Raw genomic sequence first — 17,090 nt, 5'->3', positions numbered from 1 at the left:
TTGTGTACATTTGTACACAAATGCAAGAAGAGGAAATGCAGTGCGACGTGCAAACGATCCGCAGCGGCGGGAAAAAATAGTTCAGGCCACCCTTAAGGCGATAGTAATCCATGGTATTCATGGGGTTACACACCGTAAAATCGCTATGATTGCCGAGGTGCCACTGGGCTCAATGACCTATTATTTTGCAGGAATAGATGATCTGCTGTTGGAGGCATTCAGCTGTTTTACGCATACTATGTCTCAGCAGTACCAGGATTTTTTTGCCGACGTTGCTGATGCGCAGGCGGCCTGCCATGCGATTACCGATATGATTTACGGCTCCCAGGTCACAACGCCTGATAATATGGAGCTTATGTATCAGCTGTATGCTTTCGCCAGCCGTAAACCAGCGTTGAAAACGGTGATGCAGAACTGGATGCTACGCAGCCAACAAACGTTAGAGCAGTGGTTTAATCCGGTTACGGCGCGGGCGCTGGATGCGTTTATTGAAGGAATGACGCTGCATTTTGTCACGGATAAAAAACCGCTGCAGCGAGAAGATATTCTGATGATGGTGGAGCGTATTGCCGAATTGCCGCAGAGATAAAATCCTCAAAATGGTTTGTCGAGGCGGGTAACGGCCTGCCGTAAAAAATCAATGACTTTTACCGCCTCTGGCGTCAACGGTCGGGCGGCTATTTTTACCGTCCCGACATCCATATAAGTAATAAAATCATCAATCGTTCTGTGCATGACGCGCAGACCATCCAGTGACCACGGGCGATACACCAGGTCGGATAAAATGGTTATCCCTCTACCTTTTGCAACCAGACTTCTTATTGCTTCAAAAGAGTTGCTGCGAAAACTGATATTGGGCGTATAGCCACGCTGCTGCCAGTAATCGATGATTACGTCAGGGTACTTATCGGTTTCCAGTAGTAAAAATGGTAGTTTCTCGACGTCTATTAAACGGATCGATGCCTGGCTCTGTAGCGGATGCCCAATAGACGTCCACAGGCGGCGCTGTGAACGAATAAATGTTTCGATCTCCAGGTCGTTATCATGGTTGATATTTGAGGTCAGAAGCAGGCAAAAATCGACCTTTTGTTCCCGTAGCGCCTGTACCAGTTCCGGTGCAGTAGCTTCATAAAACACGATCTCCAGCAAAGGGAAACGTCGTTCAATATCGTTGAGTATATCCGGGATAAGATAGGCAGAGAGCGTTTCAGCAATGCCTATGCGCACCGTGCCGGTGAGAATTTCGCTCCTGTCATGCAGGGCGTCAATAGCCGAGTGGCTACTGTTGATGATGTTGCAGGCATGTGCCAGAAAGCGCTCGCCCTCAGCGGTGAGCTTCACACCTTTGGGATAACGTACAAATAGCTGCACGTCTAATGCTTCTTCCAGGTTTCGCATGGCAATGGTCATTGATGACTGAGAAATATGACAGCGTGCAGCAGCTTTGGAAATTTGTAATGTTTCTGCAAGCGCGATGTAAAACTCAAGTTGCCTTAGCGTAAATTTCATAGTTTTAATCTATGCAGATGGATAAAAACGTTATATTAGCATTCATTCTCACGCCGCCGTAGCCTTGTGGTCATACCGTACAACTGACAATAAGGCGCAAATATGCCCTATCTTTTACTCAGTCTGGCTGCCTGTTTTTGGGGTGGAAATTATGTGATTGGTCATCTCTTGGTCGCTGAAGTTAATCCCATCGTTTTATCAGCGGCACGCTGGGTATTTACCGCGTTATTATTGATGACGCTCTATTTTCGTCAGGTCACAGAGCAATGGCCGGTGATGAAAAAATCCTTTGGTACTATCGTCTTCCTTGCGCTTTGTGGTCAGGTTCTTTTCCCCTTAACGTTGTATATCGGCTTGCAATATACAACCTCGCTTAATGCCGCGATTTATATGTCCACCACCCCGGCGCTCGTACTGTTAATCAATAAGTTTTTTTTTAAAGAGCGGATTTCTGCGCGAAATATAGCTGGTGTGATCCTGAGTACTGTTGGTGTTATATGGCTGGTGTCGCAGGGTGATATGATAAATGCGCGGGTATTTGCGCATCTGAATCAGGGCGATTTCTGGACCATGGGGTCAGCGTTAAGTTGGGCCGTCTATTGTGCTTTTTTACGCATTAAACCGCGTGAGGTAAAGGGAAACGCCTTTGTCGCAGTGAGCGCGCTGTTAGGTGCGATTGTACTTATTCCGGTACTGGCTTTGGAGTTGATACGCAATGGTATGCCGGGATGGAATAGCTATGCCAATACAGGCGTTGTGACTGGGCTGGCATACCTTGTTATTTTTCCTTCGTGGCTGTCATATCTATTATGGAACAAAGGGATTAGCGCTATTGGCGCAACGCGTGGAGAGATCTATTCACACTTGATCCCATTGAGTGGCGGATTATTTAGCGTGATGTTTTTGCACGTCACTCTGCATTCATATCATCTGGTGAGCGCGTTGGTTATTATGTGCGGTATAGCATTGTGTTCCCGTCCGAGTGCAAAAAAAGGCTCGCAGCAGCGCGTGGCGTGAAAAGCGGGTAAATTAGCTTATGGTGGCGCCCCCGGTAATATTTACCACTGTGGCGGTCATGGCGCTGGCATGGTCTGAAGCGAGAAAGGTTGTAACCTCAGCGATTTGTGCAAGCGTAGGCAGGCGCGCGAGCATGGTACTTTGCGCCGCCCCCCCTAACCATTGATCGACGGTTAAACCCATTGACTGTGCTTTAGCGGTGAAAATTTCTCCGGTATAGGAGCCAGCCGCTACAGCATCCACAATCGCATGCGACCGCACGCCGACGACACGAATGTTTATTGGTCCCGTCTCGCTGGCGAGCGCCTTAATAAAAGCCTCTGTTCCTGCACAGCCGACGATATGGCCGAGATGCCCGGGCATCGCCATCGGGGCTGCGGGCGCAACGATGGTGAGAATAACGCCCGGTCGATTGCCGCCCATGTGCGGCGTTACGGCTTTTGCGATATTGAACTGCGCCGCAAGAAAAGGGGTGATACCGCTCATAAACTCAGAGAGGGATAATGCATCGATGCGTTTGCCCTGTTCGTGCATAAATCCCGTTGCGTTAACCACCACATCTATTCCACCGGTTTGCTGTACAAGGCGGGTAACTTCCTTCGATGCGTTGTGCTCGTCGAGTACATTGGTGATAAAGGTTTCGACTGTACCACCTGCCGTTCGGATAATACTGGCCGCCCAATCCAGCTTTTCCTGACTGCGCGCGCCCAGATACACATGGGCTCCTTCGCGCGCCATCGCCTGCGCAACCGCACTACCAATAGCGCCGCTGCCACCGAAGATCACTGCGACTTTGCCTGAGAGTAACATAGCAACCCCATCACCATTTAGCACCGAGTAAAGTATGTGCCATAACGGGCATGCTGCAAATTTGAGAAAGCGTTTCCGGGGAACCCCACTCAGCGATGAAAATCAGGTTATGTCGGGGACGTTGCTGCTATAGGTCTTATAGCAGCAATGTCTATCAGCTCATTTTAACGCCGATCAGTTACTGTAAGTGTTTGATATTTCTTTAACATGTATATCATTATCAAAATTATCAAAAGCAAGTACATCATCCAGATGCTGGTATTTAGCTCAATTAAAAAACTACCGACACCTCCGATAACTGACGGAATAACCAGCGAGGCGGCTCCCATCAACGCAGAGGTCGCTCCCAGGTTGGTGCGCTGGCTGGACATGGTCAGGTAGGTATAGAGTGATTCGAACATCCCTCCAGCAAACATCAGGATAATAAAGAAGAATATAAAAATATTGACGTGATAACTAAGTATTATTAATGGAATACACAGTACAATAAATGAGGCGATGATTTTCAGCCACGAATTCAAAATTTGCGACGCAGACCGTTTCTTAAGAAGTTTACCTGATAATGCAGCCCCCAGCAGTAGGAAGCCTCCAATAATTGATGAAAGCACACCAAATTGCGTTGATGAGTATCCAAACGTAACCATAAAAATAAATGGGGAGGCTGTGACATAGCAATAAATCAGCGAAAATGACAGACCAAGAGACAGACAAGGTAGATAAAATCGAGGTTGTTTGCTGATCTCTTTATACGTATTAAATGATGATTTTAATGAATAGGCAACCCTTCTCTCATGACTGAGTGTTTCAGGGAAGTTAAAATAAACGTATATTAACGTTATAATAGCATAGCCACATATCATTAAAAAAATTGCGCGCCATCCCCATAAGTCATTAATTATCCCTCCCAGCAGGGGCGAAGCAATGGGAACGACACCTTCGATAGTGATGATGATGGCATACAGCGTCGCGGCCACTGAACCACGAGTTACATCTCGAACTGCGCTGATTGCTGTAACCAGCGTTATTGATATAGAAAGACCTTGTATGACACGGATCGCCAGAAACATAACCAGATCGGTTGAGAGCGTGAGACAATATGTTGTCACGCCATAAATAACCGCACCTGTAAGCATAATTTTTCGCCGGCCAATAGCATCAGATAATGGACCAAAAATTAGCTGTCCAAAACCAATGCATAGGGTATAAACCATAATCGACAACTGCGTGGTTGAGACATTTTTTTCAAATTCTTTTGCGATGTCGGGAATTGAAGGTAAATAAGTGTCCACTCCCAGAATTCCCATTATCGTCAACATGGCCAGGCCGACAGTAAAGTAAATTATGTTCTTTCTATGAATAACAGTTTGCAGCTTCATTACTTATCACCATGAGTAAATTAAAAGCATGAAAAAGTTCACTATTTAAATAGAGATGTTGTGGATAATTATCGTGTAGGCAATAAAACAGAGTTGAAATGAACTGTCAAACTTTTGACTCAAAAAATTGAGATATGAGTCACAGGTATATAGCCATAATTTTCGATGGTAGGGTTCCAGTTAAATTTAATTGTGTTTGATTGCCAGGCAGCACGAGGAACCATAAGTACACTGACTTCGAATACGGGCATACTGCTGGTGTTGGTGTTGGTGTTGGTGTTGGTGTTGGTGTTGGTGTTGGTGTTGGTGTTGGTGTTGGTGTTGGTGTACGTGATTGATTTTTTCAGTAGTAAATTTCAGGCAACAAAAAACCCATCAACCTTGAACCAAAACGGCGGGGTTGATGGGCTCCACAAATTGGGGACATCAAAGAAAAGCAGTGGCAATAGTTATGACTGACGCCTTGAAGAAAAGTTCTGCTTACCTGCAAAAAATTTTCGTTTAAGGGTAAATTTCAGCGCTAACCAAGGCCAGGCCAGACAATGACGATGAGTGTCCCCGCTAATGTCAGCAGAACGTTGGCTATCGCGTAGGTCCCGGCATAGCCTAACGCAGGGATGTTGCTGCGTGCGGTGTCGCTGATGATTTCCATTGCCGGAGCACAGGTACGTGCGCCCATCATGGCACCAAACAGCAGGGCGCGGTTCATGCGCAATACGTAAGCACCAAACAAGAAACAGATAACAACCGGAACCAGGCTGACTACCAGACCGGCAATCAACATTTGACCACCGACGGCCCCCAGGCCATTACCAATGCCACTGCCTGCGCTTAAACCGACACCAGCCATGAATACCATCAGGCCAAACTCTTTCACCATGTTCAGCGCACCCTGTGGGATGTAGCCAAACGTTGGATGGTTGGCTCGCAGGAAACCCAGCATGATGCCGGCGAACAGCAGTCCAGCCGCATTCCCGATGCCGAAGCTGAAATTACTGAACTGGAAGGTGATCATCCCGATCATCAGACCGATGATAAAGAAGGCGCAGAAGGCCAGCAGATCGGTCACCTGACTGTGAATCGAAATGAAGCCGATACGATCGGCAATGGTTTTCACGCGACGAGCATCACCGCTGACCTGCAATACGTCACCTTTGTTGAGCACGACGTTGTCATCAATAGGCATTTCAATCTGGCTGCGGATCACGCGGTTCAGGAAACAACCGTGGTCGGTCAGTTTCAACTGGGCCAGGCGACGACCAACGGCATTGTGGTTTTTCACTACAATTTCTTCAGTGACGATGCGCATATCGAGCAGATCGCGATCGAACACCTCTTTACCGTTACGGAAGCTGGGATCGAGGCGGGCATGGGCGTCTGGATAACCCACCAGGGCTATCTCATCGCCCATTTGCAGCACCGCGTCACCATCCGGGTTGGCAAGAATGCCGTTGCGACGGATACGTTCAATGTAACAACCGGTCTGACGATAAATACCCAGTTCGCGCAGATTTTTACCATCGGCCCATGCCACCAGCTCCGGGCCAACGCGATAGGCGCGAATCACCGGGAGGTAAACTTTACGATTGGCGTCAGTATCCAGGCCCCGTTCACGCGCGATTTGTTGGGCGCTGGTTTGCAGATCCTGATGCTGAAGTTTCGGCAAATAGCGCGCACCAACAATCAGACTGACCAGACCAATCAAATAGGTGAGGGCGTAACCCAAGCTCAGGTTATCGAGAGCGCTTGAAAGTTGTGTTCCTGACATTCCTGAATGGCGCAAGGTGTCACCTGCGCCGACCAGCACCGGCGTTGAGGTCATCGAGCCAGCCAGCATACCCGCCGTCAGGCCGATGTCCCAGCCAAATAGCTTACCCAGCCCCAGGGCGATCAGCATTGCGCTACCGACCATCACCAGAGCAAGCATTAGATAATTTTTCCCATCGCGAAAAAAAATCGAAAAAAAGTTGGGGCCGGCTTCGACGCCGACGCAAAAAATAAACAGCATAAAGCCGAGATTTAATGCATCGGTGTTAATACTAAAGTGCTGCTGACCTAATAATAGGGAGACCACTAAAACGCCAATGGAATTACCGAGTTGGACTGAACCCAGACGCAATTTGCCCAGACACAGGCCCAGAGCCAGGACCACAAATAATAACAGGATGTAATTCCCATTTAACAAATCTGCGACGTTTATATTCACGGAGACTAACTTCTTGTTTACTAGTAAGCTATTGAAAGAAATGGCAATTTACGCTAATGTTTTTGCCAGAAATTAAGGGGCGATAGCATCGTACACAGCCCCGAATAATGCAGCATAACAATATATGCGGCTAGTTTAATCTCATTACGTATCAACGGCTATAAGAATCGTGTGGGTGTGTTTTTGGCATGGAATGCCGAGTTACTTTATCTGACTGGACGCCTGCGGGCGAAAAGAGTGTTCGATAGAGAATGTGTCAGGAGGAACGATTGAAACATAAGCAAAGTTGGGCGAGTGCGGTCTGCTGCTTTGTGCTCTTTATTGTGGTGTGTCTTTCATTAACGCTGAACGTGAAAGGGGCATTCAGAGCGGCAGGGCATCCTGAGGTCGGATTGTTGTTTTTTATCTTACCAGGTGCTGCAGCAAGCTTTTTTTCCCATCGTCGGGAAGTACTCAAACCCCTTCTTGGTGCAATGTTGGCGGCGCCGTGCTGCCTGTTACTGATGCGGTTCGTTTTTATGCCGACGCGTTCATTGTGGCAAGAGCTGGCGTGGTTGTTTAGTGCGGTGTTTTGGTGCGCGCTTGGCGCATTATGTTTTTTATTTATCAGTAGCTTATTCAATCAGCATCAACGGCGGAAAAAGAACTGATGACGCCCTCAAGCTGAGGGCGTAGAAACAGCTATCAGGCGAACAGATTCATATTCTCTTTTGCCCAGGCTTCAAAATCCGTGCAGCCGCCGATGTGTTTTTGATCGACGAAAATCTGCGGAACGGTTTCAACTGGCTTACCTACTGTTTTTTCCAGATCTGCTTTGGTAATTCCTTCAGCATGGATATCAATGTAGCGGAAGTTAAAATCGTCATGCTCACTGCTTAATTTTTCTGCTAATTCTTTTGCGCGCACGCAATACGGGCACCCTGGGCGACCAAAAATAACGGCAAACATCTCTTTCTCCTCGAACTTATCAGGCCGGATGGCAATACTTGTTATGATGCCGCGATTTGTGACGGATGGAAAGCAGGTTCAGCCTGTTGCTTTGATATCCTCAAGCTATATCTGTTAAACACGGCAAGCCGGAACGTTTTATAATGAAAGCCATTTCGCCGGGAGGCCGCGTATGCGCACAATTGGTGTATTACCCAAAAGCGTATTGATGCTGGAAATAATTGGGATGGTTTTGTTATCGCTGGCGCTGCTATCGCTTAACGATTACCTCACCTTGCCCGCACCGCTTAACAGCCCGTTAGCCTGCGTGGTGATGATATTTCTGGGCGTACTGCTGATGCTCCCTGCTGCGGTGGCGTTGATGTGGCGTATTGCGCAACTGCTGGCACCGCAACTGATGTCACGCGCACCCGGTGATTCAACTGATTTAGACAGAGACAAAAGAGATGACACCAACCATTGATTTACTCCGCAGCCACCGTTCCATTCGCCATTTTACCGATGATGCTATTTCGGATGCACAGCGTGAGGCGATTATTGCCGCCGCTCAGGGAACGTCAAGCTCCAGTTTTCTACAGTGCACGACGATCGTTCGTATAACGGATAAATCTCTGCGTGAATCGCTGGCTACCTTATCTGGCGGCCAAAAGCATGTGGCGCAGGCCGCTGAGTTCTGGGTGTTTTGTGCTGATTTTAATCGTCATTTGCAGATTTGCCCTGATGCGCAACTTGGGCTGGCGGAACAACTGCTGCTGGGCGTGGTTGATACTGCAATGATGGCGCAAAATGCGTTGACGGCGGCAGAGTCGCTGGGACTTGGCGGCGTATTCATTGGCGGTCTGCGTAACAATATTGAGCCGGTCACCGAACTGCTGAAGCTGCCGCAGCACGTTCTGCCGCTGTTTGGTTTGTGCCTTGGCTGGCCTGCGGATAACCCGGATATCAAGCCGCGCCTGCCTGCGTCGCTTGTTGTGCACGAAAACCAGTATCAGCCGCTCGATACAGACGTTTTGTCGCAGTATGACGAACAGCTTGCGCAGTACTATCTGACCCGCGGCAGCAATACGCGTCGTGACACCTGGAGCGATCACATTCGCCGTACCATCATTAAAGAAAGTCGCCCCTTTATCCTGGAATATTTGCATAAACAGGGATGGGCCACGCGCTAAAGATTTTAACCCAGTGTATGATACGCCAGCTTTTACCAGGTCATTCAGAGAGGTGCAGGGTGAAAATTGCCATTTTGTCCCGGGACGGAACGCTCTATTCTTGTAAACGCCTGCGTGAAGCGGCGATGCAGCGCGGTCACCTGGTTGAAGTTATCGATCCCCTTTCTTGCTATATGAACATCAGTCCGGCGGCATCTTCTATTCATTACAAGGGCCGTCAGCTTCCCCATTTCGACGCGGTGATCCCGCGGATTGGTTCCGCGATTACCTTTTATGGGACGGCGGCGCTGCGCCAGTTTGAGATGCTGGGTAGCTATCCGTTGAATGAATCGGTAGCGATTACACGAGCGCGCGATAAGCTGCGTTCGCTACAGCTGCTGGCGCGTCAGGGAATTGATTTACCCATCACCGGGATCGCCCACTCTCCCGACGATACCAGCGACATGATTGACATGGTTGGCGGTGCGCCGTTGGTGGTGAAACTGGTTGAGGGCACCCAGGGTATTGGCGTGGTGTTGGCGGAAACGCGGCAGGCTGCAGAAAGCGTGGTAGATGCCTTTCGTGGGCTGAATGCCCATATCCTGGTTCAGGAATATATCAAAGAAGCGAAGGGGCGCGATATCCGCTGTTTCGTGGTGGGCGACGAAGTAGTGGCCGCCATTGAACGACGGGCTAAAGAGGGCGATTTTCGTTCTAATCTCCATCGCGGTGGTGTGGCGACTATTGCGAGTATCACGCCGCGCGAAAGAGAAATTGCGCTCAAAGCCGCCCGGACTATGGGCCTGGACGTTGCAGGCGTTGATATTCTGCGCGCTGATCGAGGGCCACTGGTCATGGAGGTCAACGCGTCTCCGGGGCTGGAAGGAGTGGAGAAAACCACCGGGATAGACATAGCTGGCAAGATGATCCAGTGGATCGAACGTCACGCTACGCCTGAATTTTGCCTTAAAATCGGCGGCTAAGCGCAATATCGATTGCGATCGTGGTATGACACGCTCTTTTTGCGTAAGCTGTGCCGGTATTTTTTTCATCAATAGAGGTCGCACATTATTATGACATCACTGGTCGTTCCCACTCTGGATACGTTGCGTCAATGGCTCGACGACCTGGGCATGAGTTTTTTTGAATGCGATACCTGTCAGGCGCTGCATTTACCGCACATGCAGAATTTTGACGGCATCTTTGATGCAAAAGTTGATTTGGTCGATAACGTCATTCTGTTTTCCGCGATGGCAGAAGTCAGACCTTCTGCACTGCTGCCGCTGGCCGCCGATCTGTCCGCGATCAATGCCAGCTCACTGACGGTGAAAGCTTTTCTGGATATGCAGGATGATAATCTGCCAAAACTGGTGGTTTGCCAGTCTTTATCCGTTATGCCGGGTGTGACGTTTGAGCAGTTTGAATGTTTTGTTCGCCAGAGCGAAGAGCAGATATCGATGGTGATCCTTGAAGCCGGTGCGCATCAGCTGTTATTTAATGCTGAAGAAGATGCGCAGAATAGCACCGCTGAAATTCATTTCCTCCATTAATTCTTCCTGAATCTGGACATATATTGCGCAGCCGCTGCCAGAGCGGTTGCGTATTGCCCGTTTTTATTCTGTATTTAACCTTTCATTAAAGAATTATTCACCTCTATTCAGCGCCTTCCGCTTTACGTCATAGACAATTCCTGCATAAAAAATTGATAAAAGACGTTTTTTAATCTGGGCTATATCCACAATTCCTGGCTAAAGTTATTCTTGCGAAGCTTACCAACGTCATCATTTAAACAGCCCCTTGTGACCTGTTCTACGGCCACAATGTATGTTGAATGCCTGGACGGATGCCAGCGAGCAATAGCGGCGTGAGGAGAGGTCTCTCTTTACATCGGTGCCGCATGAAAGAATATGCACGTTTCTTGCATATCATTAGAGTGTGACATTTTTGTTCGTTTGTTAACGAACTTTCAGAAGGAAAGAGATTATGACCGCCTTAAATAAAAAATGGTTATCAGGCCTGGTTGCGGGTGCTCTGATGGCCGTCTCTGCCGGCACGCTCGCTGCTGAACAAAAAACGCTGCATATATATAACTGGTCTGATTATATTGCCCCGGACACGGTGGCTAATTTTGAAAAAGAGACCGGAATTAAAGTCATCTATGACGTATTTGATTCCAATGAAGTGTTGGAAGGTAAGCTCATGGCTGGCAGTACCGGCTTTGACCTTGTCGTTCCATCCGCCAGCTTCCTTGAGCGTCAACTGACCGCGGGCGTATTCCAACCGCTGGATAAGAGCAAATTGCCGGGCTGGAAAAACCTTGATCCTGAACTGCTGAAGTTGGTGGGCAAACACGATCCGGACAACAAGTTTGCGATGCCGTATATGTGGGCTACGACCGGTATTGGTTACAACGTGGATAAAGTTAAAGCTGTGCTGGGGCCGGATGCGCCGGTTGACAGCTGGGATTTGATCCTCAAGCCAGAAAATCTGGAAAAACTCAAAAGTTGCGGCGTCTCTTTCCTTGATGCCCCCGAAGAGGTGTTCGCCACGGTGCTGAACTATTTGGGTAAAGATCCAAACAGTACCAAAGCGGATGATTACACCGGGCCGGCAACGGATCTGTTGTTGAAACTGCGACCGAATATTCGCTATTTCCACTCTTCGCAGTACATCAACGACCTGGCAAACGGTGATACCTGCGTTGCAATCGGCTGGGCTGGGGACGTATGGCAGGCCGCAAACCGTGCGAAAGAAGCGAAAAATGGCGTCAATATCTCCTTCTCAATTCCTAAAGAAGGTGCAATGGCGTTCTTTGACGTATTCGCGATGCCTGCCGATGCGAAAAACAAAGACGAAGCCTATCAGTTCCTCAACTACCTGCTGCGCCCTGATGTGATTGCGCATATCTCCGACCACGTGTTTTATGCCAATGCCAACAAAGAAGCGACGGCTCTGGTAAGCCCTGAAGTTCGTGACAACCCGGGTATTTACCCGCCTGCGGATGTGCGAGCTAAGTTATTCACACTGAAAGTACAGGATCCGAAGATCGATCGTGTACGTACCCGCGCATGGACGAAGGTAAAAAGCGGGAAATAAACCGATGTTTGGGACATGACCCGGCAGGATTTGTGCCTGCCGGGCAGCGTTGAGCCCGGACACATATAACCCGGCAATACGCACCGTTATGGTGCGTTATTTGCACCGTTTCTTTGTTTTATGCCGGAGAGCACCTGAGTGAATGATGCAACCCCACGCCCACAAGCGAAAATCCGCAAGGCGCTGACCCCGCTGCTTGAAATTCGCAATCTGACCAAGTCATTTGACGGTCAGCACGCCGTTGATGACGTCAATCTTACTATCTACAAAGGTGAAATATTTGCTCTGCTCGGCGCGTCCGGCTGTGGCAAATCGACACTGCTGCGGATGCTGGCGGGATTTGAACTGCCGACTACCGGGCAAATCATGCTTGATGGCGTCGATTTAGCGCATGTCCCGCCTTATCTGCGTCCAATTAATATGATGTTTCAGTCCTACGCCTTGTTTCCGCATATGACTGTCGAGCAGAACATTGCCTTTGGTCTCAAGCAGGACAAACTGCCGAAGGCTGAAATCGCCAGTCGGGTGAATGAGATGCTGGGACTCGTGCATATGCAGGAGTTCGCTAAACGCAAACCACATCAGCTTTCTGGCGGCCAGCGTCAGCGCGTGGCATTGGCGCGCAGCCTGGCAAAACGTCCAAAACTGCTGCTGCTGGATGAACCAATGGGGGCGCTGGATAAAAAACTTCGAGACCGCATGCAACTGGAGGTAGTGGATATCCTGGAACGCGTCGGTGTGACCTGCGTGATGGTGACGCACGATCAGGAAGAAGCCATGACGATGGCGGGTCGTATTGCGATCATGAATCGTGGAAAATTTGTCCAGATTGGTGAGCCAGAAGAGATCTACGAGCATCCGACCACGCGTTACAGCGCAGAGTTTATCGGTTCGGTAAACGTTTTTGAGGGACTGCTGAAAGAACGCCAGGAAGATGGTCTGATTATTGAGTCTCCTGGACTGGTGCATCCGCTGAAAGTGGACGCAGATGCGTCTGTTGTCGATAACGTCCCGGTGTATGTTGCGCTGCGCCCGGAAAAAATCATGCTCTGTGAGGCTCCTCCGCCAGAGGGTTATAACTTCGCGGTAGGCGAAGTGGTGCACATTGCCTATCTGGGTGATTTGTCGGTGTATCACGTACGTTTGAAAAGCGGTCAGATGTTGAGCGCCCAGCTACAAAATGAACATCGTTACCGCAAGGGATTACCCACTTGGGGTGACGAGGTCCGTTTGTGCTGGGATGCAGACAGCTGTGTGGTGTTGACGGTTTAAGGAGCGAAGATGAGTACACTTGAACCTCCGGCGCGTGTGGATAAAGCAGGGCGATTCACGCTGTTTATGTCGCGACTGCAAATGAAGCACGGGCGCAAGCTGGTGATCGCGCTGCCGTATGTGTGGCTGCTGCTTCTGTTTCTGCTGCCGTTTCTGATCGTCTTCAAAATCAGTTTGGCGGAAATGGCGCGGGCTATTCCACCGTATACCGACCTCGTTTCATGGGCTGACGATCAGTTATCCATCACGCTCAACTTAGCCAACTTCCTGCAACTGACGGACGATCCGCTCTATTTCGATGCCTACCTGCAATCGTTACAGGTGGCGGGAATTTCGACAATCTGTTGTCTGCTGCTGGGATACCCGCTGGCATGGGCAGTCGCGCACAGTAAACCCTCAACGCGTAATATTCTGCTGTTGCTGGTGATCCTACCGTCCTGGACCTCGTTTTTAATTCGCGTGTATGCCTGGATGGGGATCCTGAAAAACAACGGCGTCCTGAACAACTTTCTGATGTGGCTGGGTGTCATCGACCAACCGTTGACTATTTTGCACACCAATCTGGCGGTCTATATCGGCATTGTTTACGCCTATTTGCCCTTTATGGTGCTGCCGATTTATACCGCGCTGACCCGTATTGATTACTCGCTGGTGGAAGCGGCGCTGGATTTAGGTGCCCGACCGCTGAAGACTTTCTTTAGCGTGATTGTGCCGTTGACCAAGGGCGGGATTATTGCCGGGTCAATGCTGGTGTTTATTCCGGCTGTTGGCGAGTTTGTGATCCCTGAGCTGCTGGGCGGCCCGGACAGTATCATGATTGGCCGTGTGCTTTGGCAGGAGTTTTTCAATAACCGCGACTGGCCGGTGGCTTCTGCTGTCGCCATTATTATGCTGCTGTTACTGATTGTGCCGATCATGTGGTTCCACAAATATCAGCAAAAAAGCGTGGGGGAACACGGATGAATAACTTACCGGTCGTTCGCTCGCCGTGGCGTATTTTTATCCTGGTAGTTGGCTTTACCTTCCTGTACGCGCCGATGCTGATGTTGGTTATCTATTCGTTTAACAGCTCGAAGCTGGTGACGGTTTGGGCGGGGTGGTCAACGCGTTGGTATGGCGAGCTTTTTCACGATACCGCGATGATAAGCGCCGTAGGCATGAGCCTAACGATTGCCGCAGGCGCTGCGACGATGGCGGCAATCCTTGGTACCATCGCCGCCGTGGTAATGGTGCGCTTTGGTCGTTTTCGTGGTTCGAATGGTTTCGCCTTTATGATCACCGCGCCGCTGGTTATGCCAGATGTCATTACCGGTTTGTCGCTGCTGCTGCTGTTTGTAGCGTTGGCTCACGCCATCGGCTGGCCGGCTGATCGCGGAATGCTGACCATCTGGCTGGCGCACGTCACCTTCTGTACAGCGTACGTAGCGGTGGTGATTTCTTCACGTTTGCGCGAACTGGATCATTCCATTGAGGAAGCTGCGATGGATCTTGGCGCCACGCCGCTGAAGGTCTTTTTCGTCATCACGCTGCCGATGATTATGCCGGCGGTGATTTCCGGTTGGCTATTAGCCTTCACGCTGTCACTCGATGATCTGGTTATTGCCAGCTTTGTCTCTGGTCCTGGCGCCACAACGTTACCGATGCTGGTGTTCTCCAGCGTACGTATGGGGGTGAACCCGGAGATCAACGCGCTGGCAACGCTGATTCTTGGTGTGGTAGGAATTATCGGATTTATCGCGTGGTATCTGATGGCGCGAACAGAAAAACAACGGATCCGCGATATCCAACGTGCAAGACGCGGCTGAAAAAACTAAAATCTGCCAACCTGTCTATACGGCGCAGCTGTGGTGGTTGCGCCGTTTTCATGGAAGACGACGCGTTGGGATTTTTTAAGAAATCATCCACATCACATGCTCGCTTAAACGTCCCTGCTTTGGTGCAGGTGGCGGCGCTGGCTATTATTATGATCCGCTGTCTCGATCTGTTGATGATTTTTAATACGCTTGGGTTTCGTGGAACCAGTGAGTTTATTCATCGCAGTGTGCAGACCTGGAATTTGACGCTGGTGTTTCTGGGCAGTCTGGTGCTGCTATTTATCGAAATTTACTGTGCATTTTCGCTGGTAAAAGGACGGAACTGGGCACGCTGGATCTATCTGTTGACCCAGATTATCGCCAGCGTCTATCTGTGGGCTGCTTCGCTGGGCTACGGATATCCCGAACTGTTCAGTATTGCGGGGGAGTCCAGACGCGAAATCCTGCATACGCTGGTGATGCAAAAACTGCCGGATATGCTGGTATTGCTGCTACTGTTTGTTCCTGCGTCCAGCAGGCGGTTCTTCCGTTTGCAATAACGTGTATAATCTTGGCCCCCGGTTAATTTGTAGGTCTTTGTATGCAGTGCGCACTTTATGACGCCGAACGCTGTCGCTCCTGTCAGTGGATAACACAGCCTGTCGCCGATCAACTCTTCGCTAAAACAGCCGATCTGCAGAATCTGCTGGCCGATTATCCGGTCGGAGAATGGTGCGCGCCGGTCAGTGGTCCGGAAAGCGCGTTTCGCAATAAAGCCAAAATGGTGGTCAGCGGCAGCGTGGAAAAACCGTTGCTGGGGATGTTGCATCGTGACGGTACGCCGGAGGATTTGTGCGACTGTCCGCTCTACCCTGAGTCTTTTGCGCCCGTATTTTCCGTTCTTAAGCCGTTTATCGCCCGAGCAGGATTAACACCCTATAACGTTGCGCGTAAACGCGGGGAACTGAAATATTTGCTGTTAACGGAAAGCCGGTTCGATGTCGGCATGATGCTGCGTTTTGTCCTGCGTTCTGAAGCAAAACTGGCACAGCTGCGCGCGGCGCTGCCCTGGTTGCAGGCACAGTTCCCACAGTTAAAAGTGATCACTGCCAATATTCAGCCGGTGCATATGGCGATTATGGAAGGGGAGACAGAGATCTTCCTGACGGAACAACAGGCGCTGGCGGAACGCTTTAACGATGTACCGTTGTGGATCCGCCCACAGAGCTTTTTCCAGACTAACCCGGTGGTGGCGGGGCAGTTGTATGCCACGGCGCGCGACTGGGTGCGACAGCTTCCGGTTAATCACATGTGGGATCTGTTTTGCGGCGTTGGGGGTTTTGGTCTGCACTGCGCTACACCGCAAATGAAACTGACGGGGATTGAAATCGCGCCAGAGGCGATTACCTGCGCGAAGCAGTCGGCGCAGGAACTTGGGCTGCAGAATCTGCATTTTCAGGCGTTGGATTCAACTCAGTTTGCTACCGCTCAGGGCGAAGTTCCGGATCTGGTGCTGGTGAATCCGCCGCGTCGCGGGATTGGGAAACCGCTGTGCGATTTTCTTTCCCGCATGGCACCGCGTTTTATTGTTTATTCCAGCTGTAATGCGCAAACCATGGCGAAGGATATTCGTGAGTTGCCTGGGTATCGAATTGAACGCGTTCAGCTTTTCGATATGTTCCCGCACACCTCGCATTATGAAGTGTTAACGCTACTCAGCCGACAATAATTGCTATGCCTGATGGCGCTTCGCTTATCAGGCCTACAGGTTGTTCGTCATTCGTAGGCCGGATAAGGTGCTTGCACCGCATCCGGCAAATCAATATGCGAAAAAAAAGCCCGTACTTGCGTACGAGCTCTTCTTAAAATATGGCGGTGAGGCGGGGATTGACTCGCTTCGCTCGCCCTGCGGGCA

Annotated in this window: 18 protein-coding genes; 13 read left to right on the top strand and 5 right to left on the bottom strand. The window is 50.0% G+C overall.

Annotation, left to right across the window (positions count from 1 at the left end; genetic code table 11):
• Positions 1-40 precede the first annotated feature (40 nt).
• Complete coding sequence (locus SK39_RS03640; RefSeq protein WP_048216660.1) at positions 41-589, top strand: TetR/AcrR family transcriptional regulator; 549 nt, start codon at positions 41-43, stop codon at positions 587-589.
• Between the two features lie 5 nt (positions 590-594).
• On the opposite strand, the gene SK39_RS03635 is transcribed toward SK39_RS03640, so the two are convergent.
• A complete protein-coding gene (locus tag SK39_RS03635) occupies positions 595-1,509 on the bottom strand; it encodes a LysR family transcriptional regulator (RefSeq protein ID WP_003836947.1) in 915 nt (304 codons plus the stop codon).
• A gap of 102 nt (positions 1,510-1,611) precedes the next feature.
• On the opposite strand from SK39_RS03635, the gene SK39_RS03630 reads away from it, so the two are divergent.
• Complete coding sequence (locus tag SK39_RS03630; protein WP_016149848.1) at positions 1,612-2,526, top strand: DMT family transporter; 915 nt, start codon at positions 1,612-1,614, stop codon at positions 2,524-2,526.
• A 12-nt stretch (positions 2,527-2,538) separates the two neighbouring features.
• On the opposite strand, the gene SK39_RS03625 is transcribed toward SK39_RS03630, so the two are convergent.
• The 3 genes from SK39_RS03625 to SK39_RS03610 form a co-directional block, all read right to left on the bottom strand.
• On the bottom strand, positions 2,539-3,336 hold the full coding sequence (locus tag SK39_RS03625) for an SDR family NAD(P)-dependent oxidoreductase (protein ID WP_048216659.1): 798 nt from the start codon (positions 3,334-3,336) through the stop codon (positions 2,539-2,541).
• Positions 3,337-3,500: 164 nt separating this feature from the next.
• Positions 3,501-4,712 carry a multidrug effflux MFS transporter gene (locus SK39_RS03620; protein WP_032936370.1) on the bottom strand — a complete coding sequence of 404 codons (1,212 nt, stop codon included), beginning with the start codon at positions 4,710-4,712 and terminating at the stop codon, positions 3,501-3,503.
• A gap of 520 nt (positions 4,713-5,232) precedes the next feature.
• The gene (locus SK39_RS03610; RefSeq protein WP_003035354.1) at positions 5,233-6,918 is read right to left on the bottom strand and encodes an aspartate:alanine antiporter; all 1,686 of its coding nucleotides are present in this window, start codon (positions 6,916-6,918) and stop codon (positions 5,233-5,235) included.
• Positions 6,919-7,187: 269 nt separating this feature from the next.
• Between SK39_RS03610 and SK39_RS03605 the strand changes: the two genes are divergently transcribed.
• On the top strand, positions 7,188-7,568 hold the full coding sequence (locus SK39_RS03605) for an inner membrane protein YbjM (protein ID WP_003035356.1): 381 nt from the start codon (positions 7,188-7,190) through the stop codon (positions 7,566-7,568).
• Between the two features lie 34 nt (positions 7,569-7,602).
• On the opposite strand, the gene SK39_RS03600 is transcribed toward SK39_RS03605, so the two are convergent.
• Positions 7,603-7,866, bottom strand: a complete 264-nt coding sequence (locus SK39_RS03600; RefSeq protein WP_003035358.1) for a GrxA family glutaredoxin — start codon at positions 7,864-7,866, stop codon at positions 7,603-7,605.
• A gap of 172 nt (positions 7,867-8,038) precedes the next feature.
• On the opposite strand from SK39_RS03600, the gene SK39_RS03595 reads away from it, so the two are divergent.
• The 10 genes from SK39_RS03595 to rlmC all read left to right on the top strand — a co-directional run bounded on the left by SK39_RS03595 (position 8,039) and on the right by rlmC (position 16,904).
• The gene (locus tag SK39_RS03595; RefSeq protein ID WP_003845523.1) at positions 8,039-8,329 is read left to right on the top strand and encodes a YbjC family protein; all 291 of its coding nucleotides are present in this window, start codon (positions 8,039-8,041) and stop codon (positions 8,327-8,329) included.
• Entirely contained in the window at positions 8,313-9,035 is a 723-nt protein-coding gene (gene nfsA, locus SK39_RS03590; RefSeq protein WP_003836934.1) for a nitroreductase NfsA, read from the top strand. The genes SK39_RS03595 and nfsA overlap by 17 nt, the downstream gene beginning before the upstream one ends.
• 59 nt (positions 9,036-9,094) lie before the next feature.
• Positions 9,095-9,997: a 30S ribosomal protein S6--L-glutamate ligase gene (gene rimK, locus SK39_RS03585; protein ID WP_003836932.1), complete on the top strand. Its 903-nt coding sequence runs from the start codon at positions 9,095-9,097 to the stop codon at positions 9,995-9,997.
• A 90-nt stretch (positions 9,998-10,087) separates the two neighbouring features.
• On the top strand, positions 10,088-10,564 hold the full coding sequence (locus tag SK39_RS03580) for a type III secretion system chaperone family protein (protein ID WP_003035368.1): 477 nt from the start codon (positions 10,088-10,090) through the stop codon (positions 10,562-10,564).
• Positions 10,565-10,997: 433 nt separating this feature from the next.
• Complete coding sequence (potF, locus tag SK39_RS03575; RefSeq protein ID WP_003035370.1) at positions 10,998-12,110, top strand: spermidine/putrescine ABC transporter substrate-binding protein PotF; 1,113 nt, start codon at positions 10,998-11,000, stop codon at positions 12,108-12,110.
• Positions 12,111-12,248: 138 nt separating this feature from the next.
• On the top strand, positions 12,249-13,382 hold the full coding sequence (potG, locus tag SK39_RS03570; protein ID WP_016149850.1) for a putrescine ABC transporter ATP-binding subunit PotG: 1,134 nt from the start codon (positions 12,249-12,251) through the stop codon (positions 13,380-13,382).
• A 9-nt stretch (positions 13,383-13,391) separates the two neighbouring features.
• Positions 13,392-14,345 (top strand): putrescine ABC transporter permease PotH, encoded by a 954-nt coding sequence (potH, locus tag SK39_RS03565; RefSeq protein ID WP_003831667.1) that lies wholly within the window; start codon positions 13,392-13,394, stop codon positions 14,343-14,345.
• Positions 14,342-15,187 carry a putrescine ABC transporter permease PotI gene (gene potI, locus SK39_RS03560; RefSeq protein WP_003035376.1) on the top strand — a complete coding sequence of 282 codons (846 nt, stop codon included), beginning with the start codon at positions 14,342-14,344 and terminating at the stop codon, positions 15,185-15,187. The genes potH and potI overlap by 4 nt, the downstream gene beginning before the upstream one ends.
• A 59-nt stretch (positions 15,188-15,246) precedes the next feature.
• Positions 15,247-15,735, top strand: coding sequence for a YbjO family protein (locus tag SK39_RS03555; RefSeq protein ID WP_003035378.1), 489 nt, complete (start codon positions 15,247-15,249; stop codon positions 15,733-15,735).
• A gap of 41 nt (positions 15,736-15,776) precedes the next feature.
• Positions 15,777-16,904: a 23S rRNA (uracil(747)-C(5))-methyltransferase RlmC gene (gene rlmC, locus SK39_RS03550; protein WP_048216657.1), complete on the top strand. Its 1,128-nt coding sequence runs from the start codon at positions 15,777-15,779 to the stop codon at positions 16,902-16,904.
• Positions 16,905-17,090 lie beyond the last annotated feature (186 nt).

It is taken from the genome of Citrobacter sp. BIDMC107 (genome assembly GCF_001037575.1).
GTDB classification, from domain to species: Bacteria; Pseudomonadota; Gammaproteobacteria; order Enterobacterales; family Enterobacteriaceae; genus Citrobacter; species Citrobacter freundii.
Note: the sequence above shows the minus strand (reverse complement) of the source record. Positions and strands in the feature narration are given on the sequence as shown.

Coding starts and splice junctions, on each gene's coding strand:
- SK39_RS03635 (WP_003836947.1), bottom strand. CDS start 1,509: ATGAAATTTACGCTAAGGCAACTTGAGTTTTACATCGCGCTTGCAGAA.
- SK39_RS03630 (WP_016149848.1), top strand. CDS start 1,612: ATGCCCTATCTTTTACTCAGTCTGGCTGCCTGTTTTTGGGGTGGAAAT.
- SK39_RS03625 (WP_048216659.1), bottom strand. CDS start 3,336: ATGTTACTCTCAGGCAAAGTCGCAGTGATCTTCGGTGGCAGCGGCGCT.
- SK39_RS03620 (WP_032936370.1), bottom strand. CDS start 4,712: ATGAAGCTGCAAACTGTTATTCATAGAAAGAACATAATTTACTTTACT.
- SK39_RS03600 (WP_003035358.1), bottom strand. CDS start 7,866: ATGTTTGCCGTTATTTTTGGTCGCCCAGGGTGCCCGTATTGCGTGCGC.
- SK39_RS03595 (WP_003845523.1), top strand. CDS start 8,039: ATGCGCACAATTGGTGTATTACCCAAAAGCGTATTGATGCTGGAAATA.
- nfsA (WP_003836934.1), top strand. CDS start 8,313: ATGACACCAACCATTGATTTACTCCGCAGCCACCGTTCCATTCGCCAT.
- SK39_RS03580 (WP_003035368.1), top strand. CDS start 10,088: ATGACATCACTGGTCGTTCCCACTCTGGATACGTTGCGTCAATGGCTC.
- potF (WP_003035370.1), top strand. CDS start 10,998: ATGACCGCCTTAAATAAAAAATGGTTATCAGGCCTGGTTGCGGGTGCT.
- potH (WP_003831667.1), top strand. CDS start 13,392: ATGAGTACACTTGAACCTCCGGCGCGTGTGGATAAAGCAGGGCGATTC.
- potI (WP_003035376.1), top strand. CDS start 14,342: ATGAATAACTTACCGGTCGTTCGCTCGCCGTGGCGTATTTTTATCCTG.
- SK39_RS03555 (WP_003035378.1), top strand. CDS start 15,247: ATGGAAGACGACGCGTTGGGATTTTTTAAGAAATCATCCACATCACAT.
- rlmC (WP_048216657.1), top strand. CDS start 15,777: ATGCAGTGCGCACTTTATGACGCCGAACGCTGTCGCTCCTGTCAGTGG.